The sequence below is a fragment of the Kitasatospora sp. NPDC004531 genome (genome assembly GCF_053602195.1).
In genome coordinates this window covers 161,529-175,257 of record NZ_JBSGDD010000003.1, presented here as the reverse complement: position 1 = coordinate 175,257, position 13,729 = coordinate 161,529, and the positions used below count along the sequence as shown (strand labels likewise).

Below are 13,729 nucleotides of genomic sequence, written 5' to 3'. Positions count from 1 at the left end.
CGTTCCCACTCGGCATCCGTGAGATCTCCCCGCCCCATACCCGAACCAACGAGCAAGGCAGGTGACAGTCACATGATCGACCGGACAAGTCCTAGTGGCCATGGAGGCAGAACCAGATGCCGACGGGCGGGCCAGGTGACCGCCCGCCGCGTCGGCCTCGGCGTGGGATCCGCAGGGGAGGCGGTGCACGGCGGCCAGGCGCAGGTCAGTGTGGCGGTGCAGGCATGCTTGCCGAAGGGCAGGCGCGGCGAGCGTTTGCGCCCGGGCGCAGTGGCCCGCACGGCGGTGCGGGCCTGCCGGACACGGGCCGCCCGGGGCGCTGACGTGGGCCGGCCTGGCCGGTAGCGGACTGCTGGGGGGTACTTGCTGGTGCGGGCCCGTAGTGGGACCGACTGACGGGGCAGTGCCTGCCCTCCCTCGCCAGATGAGAGGAGAAGCGCGGATCCGGCTGGTCGCCCCTGGGGCCTTTCGGGCGCGAGGGGTGATGTCACGTGTCCGGCCCGGTGCCGGAACGCGCGAGAGACCTCGCCACCAGCCGAAGCCGGACGGCCGCATTGCTCCAGCCATCTACTCCCGCCCTGCTGGGCGGTACGCATTCGATTGCCGTGATACCCCTGCTGCCGTGCGACGGTGGCAGCAGGGGGTCGGATTCTCCGGCTAGAACGTGTGGTCGAAGACCGCGGTGACGGGGGCGTGGTCGGACCAGCGTTCGGCGTGGGTGGCGGCGCGTTCGACGTAGGCCTCGGTGCAGCGTTCGGCGAGATTCGGGGTGGACATGAGGTAGTCGATGCGCCAGCCCGTGTCGTTGTCGAAGGCGCGGCCGCGGTAGGACCACCAGGAGTAGGGGCCGTCCTGGTCGGGGTGGTGGCGGCGGACGACGTCGACGTAGCCGTGTTCGTCGAGGACGCGGGAGAGCCAGGCGCGTTCCTCGGGGAGGAAGCCGGCCTTTTTCTGGTTGGCGCGCCAGTTGCGGAGGTCGGCCTCGCGGTGGGCGATGTTCCAGTCGCCGCAGACCAGGACCTCGCGGCCGTCGGCGGCGGCCCGCTCGCGGAGGGCGCCGAGGTGGACGAGGAATTCAGCCATGAACCGTTCCTTCTCGTCCTGGCGTTCGGTGCCGACCTCGCCGGAGGGGAGGTAGAGGGAGGCGACGGTCAGGCCGGGCAGGTCGAGCTCGGCGTAGCGGCCGGAGGTGTCGAACTCGGCGGAGCCGAAGCCGATCCGGGTGGCGTCGGGCACCTGCCGGGAGAGGACGGCGACGCCGGCGCGGCCCTTGGCGGCGGCCGGGGCCCACACGGCGTGCCAGCCGTCCAGGCGGCCGATGATCTCGCCGAACTGGTCGGCCTCGGCGCGGACCTCCTGCAGGCAGACGACGTCCGACTTGGTGTCGTCGATCCACTCCAGGAAGCCCTTCTTGGCGGCCGCCCGGATCCCGTTGACGTTGACCGTGGTAACACTCTTCACCCCGCGAGGGTACCGGGTCACGGTTACGTGCCGGTTCGCCCGGCCCGGCAGGAACCCTTCCCATTGGTCTTGACCATGTCCACGGGCACCCCCTACTGTCACTTACTGCAAAGACCTTTAATAAAGAAGGACGGATAAAGCCCGCCCTCCCCACCTGCCGAAACCGGGGAGCCGTGGCGGGCCGTCGCCCTTCAGGGTGGAGGACACGGTGGGGCAAGGAACGCTCACGGCGGTAGCGGAGCCGAAGTACTGGCACCTGCGCACGGTGCTGCTGCGGACCATGGACGCCGAGTTCTCCACCGGCCAGGTGCTGCCCAACGAGCGTGAGCTCTCGGCGCGCTTCGGCGTCGCCCGCGCCACCCTGCGGCAGGCGCTCGACCAGCTGGAGCTGGAGGGCCGCCTGGTGCGCCGTCGCGGCATCGGCACCCTGGTCGCTGCGCCCCGGGTGGGCATTCCGATGGGCGAGCGGGAGTCCGGTCGGCCCGGCGCCGTGCACGGCCCGGAGTGGAAGGTCGTCGACTGCGCCACCGCCGGCGCCTCCGCCGCGCTGGCCCGCACGCTCGGGATCGCCGAGGGCGAGCAGGTGCACACGGTGCGCCGGCTGCGGATGGTGCAGGGGGTGGCGGTCGCCGCCGAGTCGCTGCACGTGCCGGCCGCCGGCCTGCCGCACCTCGCGGTGGTGGTGGACGAGGGCGACCGGGCGCGCGGCGTGCTGCGCCAGCTGGAGCGCCTGGGCGTCGACGGCGAGTCGCGCTCGGTGGAGCTGGGCGTGGCGGAGACCACCGAGGCCGCGCTGCTGGAGCGCCCCCCGGGCACCCCGGTGCTGGTGGTCACCACGCAGTACGCGGCGGTGGGCCGGCTGGCGGCCGTCGCGGTCTCGCACTACCGCGCCGACACCTGCAAGCTGACCTTCGGCGAGTCCGGCGTGGCCGTCCAGGTCGCGAGCCCGGTCGCCGCCACCGCCGCCTCCTGACAGCGCGGCCTGCGCGCGGCGCTGTCGGAGGGCGCCGCTACCCTCCCGTTCACTGGTGGGAGCGGTGAACAGGGGTGGGGCAGTGGAGAGTTGGCAGCAGGAGCAGGAGCAGGAGCAGGACCACGGCAGTGCGCTCGTCGAGCGCGTGATCGCTGCCGTGGCCGCCGACCCGTCCCGTCCGGTGCTGGAGTACCACCGGTTCGCGGGCCCGTGGGTGGAGGGCGGGCCCCGGCCGCGCGGCGACATCGGGGCGTTCCCCGGCGGGCACCCGCTGCCGCCGAGTCTGCGCGCCTGGTTGGCGTACGACAGCGGGATGCTGGCGCGGCACGGCTGGTTCGACGACCGCGGGCGGCTCGCGCCGCGTACGCTCGGCGAGCTCGCGGCGGCGGAGTTCGGCGCGCCGTGGGACGCGTGTTTCGCCCCGTTCGAGGAGCGCTTCGGCGGGTGCTTCCTGCTGCCCGGCGGCTCGGACAGCCGCCGTGTGCTGTCGCTCGGGCCGAACGGCGAGCGCGACGAGCTGGGGGAGTACCCGGTGTTCGCGCTGGACGTCGACGACCTGCCGTGCGCGGTGCTGATGTACCCCGGCTTCGACGCGTACCTCGCCGACACGGCCGGCCTGCTGGAGCCGGCCGAGGGCGAGGGGTACGACGCGTTGAAGGACGACCGCCGCTACGCGCGGCGGATGCGCACCCACGCCCGCGACCGGTTCGGCGGCGAGTTCGAGCTGGTGTGCCTGCCCTGACCGGGGGCCGGCCTCAGCGCGCGGGCGGGTCGACGGCGAAGAGCTGCTCCTCGACGTGGTCGAGGGCGACCCGCAGCGCGCCCATGGCGACGACCTCGGTGCCGAGGGCGGCGAGGGCCACCTCGGGTGCGCGCAGCGTGTAGCGGGCGAGCTGCTCGCGCAGCGGTTCGAGGACGCCGTCCAGGCCGGCCGCCCAGCCGCCGACCACGACGAGTTCCGGGTCGAGGGCGAGGACGAGCGCGGTGACGTCGTGGACGAGCCGGCCGAGGAAGCGGTCCATGGCGACCTGGGCGACCCGGTCGCCCTCCCGGGCCAGCCGCAGCACGTCGGTGACGGCGGCCTCGTCCAGCGGTTCCAGCGGCTGGCCGGTGGTGGACAGCAGGCGTTCCGGGGTGGCCTGGCGGCCGAGCAGGTGCAGTGCGCCGATCTCGCCGGCGGCGCCGCCGAAGCCGCGGTGCAGCCGGCCGCCGATCAGCGAGCCCGCGCCCGGGCTGAGGCCGGCCATCACGAACACCACGTCGCCCTTGCCGACGGCGGTGCCCTTCCAGTGCTCGGCGATGGCGGCCAGGTTGGCGTCGTTCTCGATCACCACGGGGCAGCGGAAGGAGCGGCGCAGCCGGGCGCCAAGGTCGAGGCCGGTCCAGCCGGGCATCGCGGTGCCGAGCCGGACGACGCCCTCGCGGTCGACGATGCCGGGGGTGCCGACGACGACCTCCCACAGGCTGTCGCGGGAGACGCCGGCCTTGCGGAGCACTTCGGCGACGGTGGTGCGGAGTTGGGCGAGGCGCTCCTCGGCCTCGATCGACTCGTCCAGCGGCTTGGAGTGGCTGGTGATCACCTCGCCGGCCAGGTCGGCGAGGATCACCCGCAGGTCGTGGACGCCGATCTCGATGCCGAGGACGTGGCCGGCCTCGGCGCGGAAGCGGAACCAGCGGGCGGGGCGGCCGCGTTGACGGCCGGACTCCTGGACGTGTTCGACCTCGGCGACCAGTCCGCTCTCCAGCAGGCCCTCGATGACGCCTTCGACGGTGGGTCTGGACAGGCCGGTGTCGCCGACGAGTTGGGTGAGGGTGACGGCCTGTCCGTCGCGCAACGACCGCAGGGTGACCGCCGCGTTGATCCGCCGCAGCAGTGAGGAATCCCCGCCGGTAAGACGATCCGCCAAGTCGCTGCCCTTCCGCTTCGCGCGACTGCCCTGGCGCGCGGTGCCGTGAACGCGGGTCGCGGCGCACCGGCGTGTGGTACCGGGCGCGCCCCCGCGCAAGCCGCCGCCCGCGACCGGGCACGGGCGTGTGCCGCGGGCCGGGGCGTCTGCCCGGATCGTACTCGGGCGTGCTGTGCGTCGCGAGCGTTTCCGCAGCTCATCACGGCTTCGGTATCGAAACGGTACGTGGCCTGTGATCGCACGGTGACCGCGCGACGAGCGCCCGGGCGTGTCGTGGTGGCGCGGGGAGATCGATCATTGGCCCTAGGCTGTGCACCCATGGGGAACGACACCGTCACGCTGCGGGATGCCGCGGACCGTCAGATCTCGTCCGCCGACGAGCAGTTCGTGCGCGCCCACACCCGGCCCGGGCCGGTGCCGTTCGTGCCCGAGGTGCGGCTGCACATGGCGCAGGACGCGATCGCGCTGTGGGAGGTCACCGAGCGCGAGCGCGGGGAGATCGGGTTGCCGCCGCCGTTCTGGGCGTTCCCGTGGGCGGGCGGGGTCGCGGTGGCCCGGTACGTGCTCGACCGGCCGGAGTCGGTGGCGGGGCGCAGCGTGCTGGACCTGGCGGCGGGCTCCGGGCTGGTGGGTGTCGCGGCGGCGCTGAGCGGTGCGTCCGGGGTGCGGGCGGCGGAGATCGACGCGTACGCGGTGGCGGCGATCGCGGTGAACGCGGCGGCCAACGGCGTTTCGGTGACGGCCGAGTTGGCGGACGTGCTGGACGGCGACGGGGACGGCTGCCAGGTGGTGCTGGCGGGCGACGTGTTCTACGAGCGGGCGATGGCGGCGCGTTTCCTGCCGTTCCTGGAACGCGCCGCCGCCCGGGGCGCCACCGTGGTGGTGGGCGACCCCGGCCGCGCCTACCTGCCGCGCGAGCGTTTCACCGCGCTGGCCGAGTACGCCGTCCCGGTCGCGGCGGACCTGGAGGACGCCGCGGTGAAGACCACCACGGTGTGGGCGCTGCGCGGCTGACGAGCCGTCAGTTCACCGGGATCGGCGTGAGGCAACTGGCCGTCGGCGTCACGGTGTTGGCGGCCCCGACGGCCCCGACGGCCCCGACGGCCCCTCCGGCCGCGGCGGCGCCGGAGGGGGTCGGCAGGGACGGGGACGGCGGCGGGGGCATGGTGTAGCTCCGGCACGGGATCGGCGCGCGCGGGCCGGTCAGCGTCACCGAGCTGGCGTGGTACGGCTCCTGCCCGTACCAGCCGTGCACGTAGACCGTCAGCCGGGTGGTGGTCGGGCCGGTGGTGACGGTGGTGGCGAGCCGGCCGTCGGTCGGGTAGTTGGCCCAGGTGTAGGTGTCGGGGGTGTCGCCGCCGACCGCCCCGAGGAAGACGTACGGGCCGGAGACGGCGGCCTCCAGCCGGTAGGTGGTGTGCTCCAGCACGGCGACGGTCTGCGAGCAGCGCGCGTAGTCGTCCCCGATCGGGTGGCCGGTGATGCCGCCGCTGTCCCGGACGACGTTGGTGCACTGCCAGTTCAGGCCGAGCGGTGCGGCGAACGTGCTGTCGATGAGCAGTTGGGCGTTGGCCGGGTCGTCGGCGGCGGCGCTGCCGCCGAGGGTGAGTGCCGTGGCGGTGGCCGCGGCGAGTGCCGCGGCGGCGGCGCCGCGCAGGGTGGTGCCGCGATGGTGGTGGGCGGGTGCACGCATGCCGTCTCCGGTGGGGGCGGGTCGATGGGGGCAGCGGTGCGAGGGAGTGGGCCATACCTTGGAGCACGGCGCGGGGCCCGTCAAGGGAGGCGGGCGGCGGCAAGGGTTGCGTCAACTACCCGGCAATCAAGGGGTGTTGGGTGTGCTCGACGGGTACGGCGTCAGGACGCAGGTGCTGCCGGACGGGGGCGGCGGGCAGGTGTTCCGCGGGTGGCCGGGGCCCCACAGTTCGAGGGTGTCGATCCGGTAGGGGCCCTGCTGGTACCAGCCGTGGAAGTACACCGTCAGCGTGCGGGTGTCCGGGCCGGTGGTGACGGTGCCGGTCAGCCGGTTCCAGTCCGGCTGGTTCGACCAGAGCGCGAGGTCGGTGGCGCCGCTGCCGGTGACGCCGGCGAACACGTACGGGCCCTGGACGCGGGCGTCGAGGCGGTAGGTCGAGTTCGGCTCCACGGCGACGGTCTGGGTGCACCCGGCGGTGCTGCTGTCGGTCGGCTCGCCCACCAGCTCCCCGAAGACGTCGGGGGCGGGGAGGACCCGGCCGCTCTCGCAGCTCCAGCCGAGCATCCGGTTGCCCTGGTCGAAGTGCCCGTTGACGACCACGTCGACGCTCGGCAGCGTCGCGGACGCGGGCGAGCCGAGCCCGAGCACCGCGGCGGACAGGGCGAGCGCCCCGGCCGCGAGACCGATCGCCGTGCCGCCGCCGGGAGTTGTGCGGGTTCGTGCACGCATGCCGTCTCCGAGGTGGGGGAGGTGCCGGTCGGTGGCCCACACCCTGCTGCCCGGACGCGCCGCCGTCAAGGGCGGGGCGGCAAATCGCTGGAGCCCGGGCATCGCCGCTGGTAGGAAGGGGCCCCATGAGCGAGTACGAACTTCGGGCCGCGGTGAGCGGCGACATCGGCGCGGTGCTGGCGTTCTGGGCGCAGGCCGCCGAGGGCACCAGCATCAGCGACGACCGGGCGGGCGTGGCGCGGCTGCTGGAACGCGATCCGCAGGCGCTGATCCTGGCCGAGCGGGACGGCGTGATCCTGGGCACCGTGATCGCCGGCTGGGACGGCTGGCGCTGCCACCTGTACCGGCTGGCCGTCCACCCGTCGGCCCGCCGCCGGGGCATCGGCGGCGCGCTGCTGGCGGCGGCGCACGAGCGCTTCGAGGCGCTGGGCGGGCGGCGGGCCGACGCGATGGTGCTGGAGCACAACGAGCTCGGGCAGGCGGCCTGGCGGGCGGCCGGGTACGGGCGCGAGGAGCGCTGGCGCCGCTGGACCCGGCCGCTGGACGGGGCGCCCGGGGCCGCGCGGCCCTGACGGGGCGAAGGCTGCGCGGCGTCGGGGCTACGTGGCCTCGGGGCTACGCGGCCTTGAGGGTGCCGCCGTCGACGACCAGGTCGGCGCCGTGGATGTTGGCGGCCCGGTCGGAGAGGGCGAAGACGACCAGGTCGGCGACCTCGGCGGGGGTGGAGAGGCGGCCCGACGCGGTGCCGGCCCTGGCGGGGAGCTCGGCGAGCAGGGTGTCGAGGGGGACGCCCATGGCGTCGGCGACCCGGCCGCCGTAGCCGTCGGCGGCGGTCCACTGGTCGGTGGAGGTCGGGCCGGGGGAGACGGTGTTGACGCGCACGCCGCGCGGCGCCAGCTCCTCGCTGAGGCGCTTGCCGAACTGGTTGAGCGCCGCCTTGGCCTCCGCGTAGCCGACCGGGGAGCCGCTGGGGATGCGGCCGTTGATCGAGGAGACGTTGACGATCGCGCCGCGCCGCTCCAGCAGGCTGGGCAGCGCGGCCCGGGTGGTGCGCACCGCCGACATGACGTTCAGGTCGAACAGCGACTGCCACTGCTCGTCCGTGGTCTCCAGCACGCCGCCGACGGTGAACATCGACGGGTCGCCCGCGCCCACGTTGTTGACCAGCAGGTCGATGCCGCCGTGCAGCGCCAGGGCCTGCGCGACGGCGTCCTCCGCGCCCTGGCGGGTGCTCAGGTCGGCGGTGACGACGCCGGCGACGGCGGCCAGCTCCGGGGTGGCGGTGCGGGTCGCGCCCACCACCCGCACGCCCTCGGCGGCCAGCGCGCGGGCGATCGCGAGGCCGATGCCGCGACCCGCGCCGGTGACCAGGGCGGTGCGGCCGTTGAGTCCGAGATCCATGGCTCCTCATTCCCGGCCGGCCCGGGCGGGGCGGCCGATGTTCTTGAATTCGAGGTCAAATATCAGGGCGTGCGCGACCGCACGGCGGCAACCGCCGTGCGGTCAGGGGGATTCGGTGCCGGTCAGGGGCCGAAGACGGTGTCGACGGTGAGGTCGACGACCTCCAGGACCGCGGTGCGGTCGTACGTCCGGGCCATCACCCGCAGCCCGGCGAGCGCCGTCATCAGGAACCTGGCCCGGGCCGCCGCGTCCACCTCGGCGGGGACGTCGCCCTCCAGCTGGCCGCGCTCGATGCGCGCGGCCAGCAGGTCGGCGCTGCGCTCGGTCTGGCGGCGCACCGTGCGGGTGGCCTCCGCGTCCCGTCCGCCGAGCTCCAGTGCGGTGTTGACGGCCAGGCAGCCGCGCCGCACCGGGGAGTCGAAGTCCCGCTCCACCAGCATGGCGAGGTAGCCGCGGATCGCCTCCTTGGCGGTGCCCGGCCCGGACAGGAACTCCTCGGTCAGGGCGAGCCCGGCGCGGTCGTACGCGTCCAGGGCCCGGCCGAAGAGCTCCCGCTTGGAGCCGAAGGCGTGGTACAGGCTGCCCTTGCCGATGCCCGCCGCCTCGGCCAGCTCGGCCGGCGAGGACCCGGCGTAGCCGTTCGTCCAGAACACCTGCATCGCCTGCGCGATCGCGGTGTCCTCGTCGAACTGCTTCGGTCGTCCCATGGCCTGACGGTACGACATATTCGACCCCGGGGTCAACAACTCCCGGTCACTCGAAGGCCGCCGCCGCCTCCCGCAGCGCCCGCGCCACCGTCTGCGGGTCGTACGGGGCGGCCGGGCCCGGCAGGTAGGTGACCGAGCGCAGCAGGCCCGAGTAGCGGAAGGAGCGGTGGCGCTCCCACAGCGGCCAGGAGACCGGGGACTTGCGGTCGACGCCGACGCTGATGCCCTGGAACGGGGCCATCCCGATCAGCTGGTGCACCGGCCCGAGCCGGCCCGTCACCGTGTCGTCCACCCGCACCCGGAAGTCCCACTTCAGGTCGGCGACCGCGGCCGCCTCCAGGACCACCCGGTGCGCGCCGGCCGCCAGCGGGCCCGCGTCCGCCTCGAACAGATCGCCGTACTGGTTGTAGGCGAAGCGCAGCCGCCCGTCCTCCACGTACAGGCTGTAGCCGCCGCCCTGGTCGCCGTGCGAGACCAGCACGCCCTGGTCGTGCGCCGCGTGCGCGGTCAGCGCCACCTCCACCCGGAAGGAGCGGAACGAGATCAGCCGCGAGGAGCGGTAGCGCTCCAGCTCCGGGGTGCCGGGCAGCAGGGTGACCGGCCGGCGCAGCCACTGCTCCTCCGGGCCGCGCAGCGCCAGCGCCCCCGAGGCGTCGGCCAGCGGGAACACCCCGTCGCGCCACGCCGCGTCCTCCCAGGCCTGCGCCAACTCCTTCACCAGATCCGGGTGTTGGGCGGAGACGTCGTGGATCTCGGTGGGGTCGGTGCGCAGGTCGTACAGCGCCCACTCGCCGTCGTCGTACGGGGTGCCCGGGCGGTGCAGGGTGACCAGCTTCCAGCCGTCCCGGTAGTAGGAGCGGTTGCCGGTCATCTCGCAGTACTGCTCGGGGTGGGTGGACGGCGCGTCCGGGGTGCGCAGCACGGAGGCGAACGACACCCCGTCCAGCTCCTGCACCGGACGGCCGGCGCGCTCCGACGGCCTTGGGAGGCCCGCGAGTTCGAGCAGGGTCGGCAGCAGGTCGGTGACGTACTGGTACTGCGGGCGCACCCCGGAGTCCGCGGCCGCCCGGGGCAGGCCGGCCGGCCAGGACAGCACGAACGGCACCCGCACCCCGCCCGCGTAGGTCTGCCCCTTGTACAGCCGGAACGGCGTGTTGGAGGCCATGCCCCAGCCGCGCGGGTAGTGCACCAGCGACTGCGGGCCGCCGATCAGGTCGATCTCCCGCCGCACGTCCGGATTCCAGTCGGCCGGCAGGTCGGGGTGGTGGACGAAGCGGCTGAAGTAGCTGCGGGTGCCCTCCGCGCCGCCCTCGCCGGTGCCGCCGTTGTCGGAGGTGAAGACCACGATGGTGTTGTCCAACTCGCCGAGGCGGTCCAGCACTTCGGTCAGCCGGCCGAGGTTCTGGTCGACGTTGTCCACCATGGCGGCGTAGACCTCCATGTAGCGGGCGTACAGCGCCCGCTGCACCTCGTCGAGCTCGTCCCACGGGCCGACCTGGTGCCCGGCCTCGGCGTTGCGCTCCGGCAGTTCGGTGCCGGGCGGGAAGTGCCCCGCCGCCAACTGCCGGGCGAAGCGCCGCTCGCGCAGTTCGTCCCACCCGCCGTCGTACCGGCCCCGGTGGCGGGCCAGGTCCTCCGGCTTGGCCTGGAGCGGGCCGTGCACCGCGTTGTGCGCCAGGTAGAGGAAGAACGGCTTGTCGGCGTCGTGCGCCCGCAGCGACTTGATCATGCCGATGGCCTGGTCGGTCAGGTCGTCGGTGAGGTAGTAGCCGTCCGGGAACTCGTCGATGTCCAACGGCGAGTTGTCGCGCACCAGTTGGTGCGGATGAAAGAGGCTGGTGAGGCCCTCCAGCACCCCGTAGTACTGGTCGAAGCCCTTCTGCAGCGGCCAGTTGGCGCGGTTGTCGGCCGCCGAGGACGCCGAGTCCCGGGTCAGGTGCCACTTGCCGACCGCGTACGTCGCGTAGCCGGCGTCGTGCAGCAGCTGGGCGAGGGTGGGGATGTCCTCGGCGATCTCCATGCCGTAGCCGGGGAAGCCCGGGTCCGCGTTCGCCACGAACGAGTAGCCCACCCGGTGCGGGTTCAGGCCCGTCAGCAGGGCCGCCCGGGCGGGCGAACACAGCGGCATGGTGTGGTAGTTGGTCAACTTGACGCCCCGCTCGGCCAGGCCGTCCAGCACCGGCGTCGGCACCTCCGCGCCGAACGGCCCGATGTCGCTGTACCCGAGGTCGTCGACCAGCACCACGACGATGTTCGGCGCGCCCTCCGGCGGCCGCTGCCGCTCGGGCCAGGACGGGACGGAGTCCGCGAAGGTCCGCCCGATCCGGCCGGGGAAGCCCCGGTACGGGTCGCGGCGCTGCGGAGTGGAGGAGGTCATAGGAGGCTCCCGGAGACGGTGCGGGGAAGAGTGGGGACGGTACGGGGAAGAGCGGGGACGGCCGCCAACAGGTCGGCGGTGTACGGGTGTTCGGGACGGCCGACGACGCGGTCCGCCGGACCGGACTCGACGATCCGGCCCTGGTGCAGCACCGCGATCCGGTGGCTGACCTGCCGGACCACCGCCAGATCGTGCGCGATGAAGAGCACCGCGAGGCCCAACTCCCGTTGCAGCCGCGCCAGTAGCTCGATCACCTGGGCCTGCACCGACACGTCCAGCGCCGACACCGGCTCGTCGCACACCAGCACGCTCGGCTCCGGCGCCAACGCCCGGGCGATGCCGATCCGTTGGCGCTGCCCGCCGGAGAACTCGCGCGGCGCACGGGCCGCCGCGGACGCCTCCAGGCCGACCTGTTCGAGGAGTTCGGCCACCCGGCGGCGGCGCTGCGCGCGGTCGCCGAGGCGGTGCGCGATCAGCGGCTCCGCGACGATCTGCCCCACCGTCAGGCGCGGATTGAGCGAGGAGTACGGGTCCTGGAAGACCAGCTGGATGTCCCGGCGGGCGCCGGGGCGGCCCAACTGCCGTCCGTTCAGCAGGATTTCTCCCGCCGACGGGGCGTGCGCGCCGACCAGCGCCCGGGCCAGCGTGGACTTGCCCGAGCCGGACTCGCCGACCAGGCCGAGGGTCTCGCCCGGGTGCAGCTCCAGGTCCACCGAGTCCAGGGCCGCGACGCGCCGCCGGCGCGGCCCGTAGTGCTTGGCGAGGCCGCGCACCACCAGCAGCGCCTCGCTCCCCGGCGTACTGTTCGCCGCCGCGCGGGACGGCGCGTCCAGGCGTGGCACGGCCGCCAACAGGGCCCGGGTGTACGGGTGTCGGGGATCGGTGAGGAGCCGCTCGGTGGGGCCGTGTTCGAGCACCTCGCCGTCGCGCATCACCAGCAGGCGCTCGCAGGTCTCGGCGATCACGCCCAGGTCGTGGCTGATCACCAGCAGCGCCGTGCCGCGCTCGCGGTTGATCCGGGCCAGCAGCCGCAGGATCTGCCGCTGCACGGTCGGGTCCAGCGCGGTGGTCGGCTCGTCCGCGACCAGCACCTCGGCGTCGTGCGCCAGCGCCAGCGCGATCATGATGCGCTGCCGCTGCCCGCCGGAGAAGCGGTGCGGGAAGTCGCGCAGCCGCTGCGCCGCCCCGGGGATGCCCACCAGGTCCAGCAACTCCGCCGCGCGGGCGGCCCGTTCGGCCCGCGGGCGGCGGTCGCCGTGCGCCCGCAGCGCCTCGTCCAGCTGGCGGCCCACCGTCAGCACCGGGTTCAGCGAGGACATCGGATCCTGGAAGATCATCGCGATCCGCCGGCCGCGCACCGCGCGCAGCGCCGCCTCCGGCAGCGCCGCGAGGTCCTGGCCGGACAACTCGACGCTGCCGCCGGTGATCCGGCCGCCCGCGGGCAGCATCCGCAGCAGCGCCAGGGCGGTGGTGGACTTGCCCGAGCCGGACTCGCCGACGACGCCCAGGCTCTCCCCGGCCCCGAGCGCGAAGTCCACCCCGCGCACCACCGTCCGGTCGCCGAACGCGACGGACAGGCCGTCGACCCGCAGCAGGGGCGTGGTCCCGGTCATCGGCGTACTCCTCGGTTCAGGGCCTCGGCGATCAGCGTGAAGCCGAGCACCAGCGCCGTGGTGACGGCCAGCGGGGCGGCGGCCAGCAGCGGGCTGGTATCCAGGTAGGCCACCGAGCCGCTGATCAGGCTGCCGAGGGTGGGATCCGGCGGGCGCACGCCCAGCCCGAGGAAGCTCAGCGCGCCCTCGATGAACACCCCGACCGACAGTGCCACCGCGCCCTGCACGATCAGCGGGTCCACCGCGTTCGGCAGCACGTGCCGCAGCAGCACCCGGGCCCGGCCCGCCCCGCCGACCCGCGCCGCGACGGCGTACTCGCGCTCCCGCTGCACCAGGATCCCCGCCCGCAACTGCCGCCCGAAATACGGGATTTCGGCCAGCGTGATGACGAGTACCACCGGCCAGCGGCCCGGCCCGAGGACCGCCGTGACGGCCAGGCCGAGGATCACCCCCGGGAAGGACAGCATCAGGTCGAACAATCGCTGCACCACCAGGTCGGCGGCCCGCGAGGCGCCCGCCAGCAGGGCCAGCGCCGCGCCCGCCAGCGCGCCCGCCGGCACGGCCGTCAGCACGATCGCCAGGTCGGTGCCGATGCCGTGCAGCACCCGGCTCAGCAGGTCCCGGCCCAGGTCGTCGGTGCCCAGCGGGTGCGCCCCGCCCGGGCCGGCCAGCGCCTCGGGGCCCTGCGCGTTCGGATCTGCGTCCGCGAGCACCGGCGCCAGCAGGCCCGCCAGCGCCACCGCGCCCACCAGCAGCAGGCCGGTGACGCCCCGCCAGGTCGCCAGCCCGGCGAGGTACCGGTTGCGGACCGGCCGGAAGGCCGCAACGGAGAGCACGCTCATCCTCGGACCACTCCCTTCGAGAATCG

Annotated in this window: 13 protein-coding genes; 4 read left to right on the top strand and 9 right to left on the bottom strand. The window is 74.3% G+C overall.

Annotated elements, in window-relative coordinates:
* Positions 1–657: 657 nt before the first annotated feature.
* The gene (locus ACWEMJ_RS03030; RefSeq protein WP_452135167.1) at positions 658–1,461 is read right to left on the bottom strand and encodes an exodeoxyribonuclease III; all 804 of its coding nucleotides are present in this window, start codon (positions 1,459–1,461) and stop codon (positions 658–660) included.
* 208 nt (positions 1,462–1,669) lie between these two features.
* On the opposite strand from ACWEMJ_RS03030, the gene ACWEMJ_RS03025 reads away from it, so the two are divergent.
* Together ACWEMJ_RS03025 and ACWEMJ_RS03020 are read left to right on the top strand one after the other, a co-directional pair.
* Positions 1,670–2,434, top strand: coding sequence for a GntR family transcriptional regulator (locus tag ACWEMJ_RS03025; RefSeq protein ID WP_452135166.1), 765 nt, complete (start codon positions 1,670–1,672; stop codon positions 2,432–2,434).
* Between the two features lie 82 nt (positions 2,435–2,516).
* Positions 2,517–3,176, top strand: coding sequence for a hypothetical protein (locus ACWEMJ_RS03020; RefSeq protein WP_452135165.1), 660 nt, complete (start codon positions 2,517–2,519; stop codon positions 3,174–3,176).
* A gap of 13 nt (positions 3,177–3,189) precedes the next feature.
* Here ACWEMJ_RS03020 and ACWEMJ_RS03015 read toward each other — a convergent pair whose 3' ends face one another.
* Positions 3,190–4,341: an ROK family protein gene (locus ACWEMJ_RS03015; RefSeq protein ID WP_452135164.1), complete on the bottom strand. Its 1,152-nt coding sequence runs from the start codon at positions 4,339–4,341 to the stop codon at positions 3,190–3,192.
* Positions 4,342–4,659: 318 nt separating this feature from the next.
* On the opposite strand from ACWEMJ_RS03015, the gene ACWEMJ_RS03010 reads away from it, so the two are divergent.
* The gene (locus ACWEMJ_RS03010; RefSeq protein WP_452135163.1) at positions 4,660–5,355 is read left to right on the top strand and encodes a class I SAM-dependent methyltransferase; all 696 of its coding nucleotides are present in this window, start codon (positions 4,660–4,662) and stop codon (positions 5,353–5,355) included.
* Between the two features lie 7 nt (positions 5,356–5,362).
* Here ACWEMJ_RS03010 and ACWEMJ_RS03005 read toward each other — a convergent pair whose 3' ends face one another.
* Positions 5,363–6,034 carry a hypothetical protein gene (locus ACWEMJ_RS03005; RefSeq protein WP_452135162.1) on the bottom strand — a complete coding sequence of 224 codons (672 nt, stop codon included), beginning with the start codon at positions 6,032–6,034 and terminating at the stop codon, positions 5,363–5,365.
* A gap of 126 nt (positions 6,035–6,160) precedes the next feature.
* Complete coding sequence (locus tag ACWEMJ_RS03000) at positions 6,161–6,763, bottom strand: carbohydrate binding domain-containing protein (protein ID WP_452135161.1); 603 nt, start codon at positions 6,761–6,763, stop codon at positions 6,161–6,163.
* 125 nt (positions 6,764–6,888) lie between these two features.
* Between ACWEMJ_RS03000 and ACWEMJ_RS02995 the strand changes: the two genes are divergently transcribed.
* Positions 6,889–7,335 carry a GNAT family N-acetyltransferase gene (locus ACWEMJ_RS02995; RefSeq protein WP_452135160.1) on the top strand — a complete coding sequence of 149 codons (447 nt, stop codon included), beginning with the start codon at positions 6,889–6,891 and terminating at the stop codon, positions 7,333–7,335.
* Positions 7,336–7,378: 43 nt separating this feature from the next.
* Here the strand turns inward: ACWEMJ_RS02995 and ACWEMJ_RS02990 are convergent, their stop codons facing one another.
* The 5 genes from ACWEMJ_RS02990 to ACWEMJ_RS02970 form a co-directional block, all read right to left on the bottom strand.
* Positions 7,379–8,164 (bottom strand): SDR family oxidoreductase, encoded by a 786-nt coding sequence (locus tag ACWEMJ_RS02990; protein WP_452135159.1) that lies wholly within the window; start codon positions 8,162–8,164, stop codon positions 7,379–7,381.
* A 122-nt stretch (positions 8,165–8,286) separates the two neighbouring features.
* Positions 8,287–8,871, bottom strand: coding sequence for a TetR/AcrR family transcriptional regulator (locus tag ACWEMJ_RS02985; RefSeq protein WP_452135158.1), 585 nt, complete (start codon positions 8,869–8,871; stop codon positions 8,287–8,289).
* A 46-nt stretch (positions 8,872–8,917) separates the two neighbouring features.
* A complete protein-coding gene (locus ACWEMJ_RS02980; RefSeq protein ID WP_452135157.1) occupies positions 8,918–11,248 on the bottom strand; it encodes an arylsulfatase in 2,331 nt (776 codons plus the stop codon).
* Positions 11,245–12,861 (bottom strand): dipeptide ABC transporter ATP-binding protein, encoded by a 1,617-nt coding sequence (locus ACWEMJ_RS02975; RefSeq protein WP_452135156.1) that lies wholly within the window; start codon positions 12,859–12,861, stop codon positions 11,245–11,247. Before ACWEMJ_RS02975 ends, ACWEMJ_RS02980 begins: the two co-directional genes overlap by 4 nt.
* A complete protein-coding gene (locus tag ACWEMJ_RS02970) occupies positions 12,858–13,703 on the bottom strand; it encodes an ABC transporter permease (RefSeq protein WP_452135155.1) in 846 nt (281 codons plus the stop codon). The genes ACWEMJ_RS02975 and ACWEMJ_RS02970 overlap by 4 nt, the downstream gene beginning before the upstream one ends.
* Positions 13,704–13,729 lie beyond the last annotated feature (26 nt).

Excerpts from the sequence above, each read along its gene's own strand:
- ACWEMJ_RS03010 (WP_452135163.1), top strand. The coding sequence starts at position 4,660 with ATGGGGAACGACACCGTCACGCTGCGGGATGCCGCGGACCGTCAGATC.
- ACWEMJ_RS03005 (WP_452135162.1), bottom strand. The coding sequence starts at position 6,034 with ATGCGTGCACCCGCCCACCACCATCGCGGCACCACCCTGCGCGGCGCC.
- ACWEMJ_RS03000 (WP_452135161.1), bottom strand. The coding sequence starts at position 6,763 with ATGCGTGCACGAACCCGCACAACTCCCGGCGGCGGCACGGCGATCGGT.
- ACWEMJ_RS02995 (WP_452135160.1), top strand. The coding sequence starts at position 6,889 with ATGAGCGAGTACGAACTTCGGGCCGCGGTGAGCGGCGACATCGGCGCG.
- ACWEMJ_RS02990 (WP_452135159.1), bottom strand. The coding sequence starts at position 8,164 with ATGGATCTCGGACTCAACGGCCGCACCGCCCTGGTCACCGGCGCGGGT.
- ACWEMJ_RS02985 (WP_452135158.1), bottom strand. The coding sequence starts at position 8,871 with ATGGGACGACCGAAGCAGTTCGACGAGGACACCGCGATCGCGCAGGCG.
- ACWEMJ_RS02980 (WP_452135157.1), bottom strand. The coding sequence starts at position 11,248 with ATGACCTCCTCCACTCCGCAGCGCCGCGACCCGTACCGGGGCTTCCCC.
- ACWEMJ_RS02975 (WP_452135156.1), bottom strand. The coding sequence starts at position 12,861 with ATGACCGGGACCACGCCCCTGCTGCGGGTCGACGGCCTGTCCGTCGCG.
- ACWEMJ_RS02970 (WP_452135155.1), bottom strand. The coding sequence starts at position 13,703 with ATGAGCGTGCTCTCCGTTGCGGCCTTCCGGCCGGTCCGCAACCGGTAC.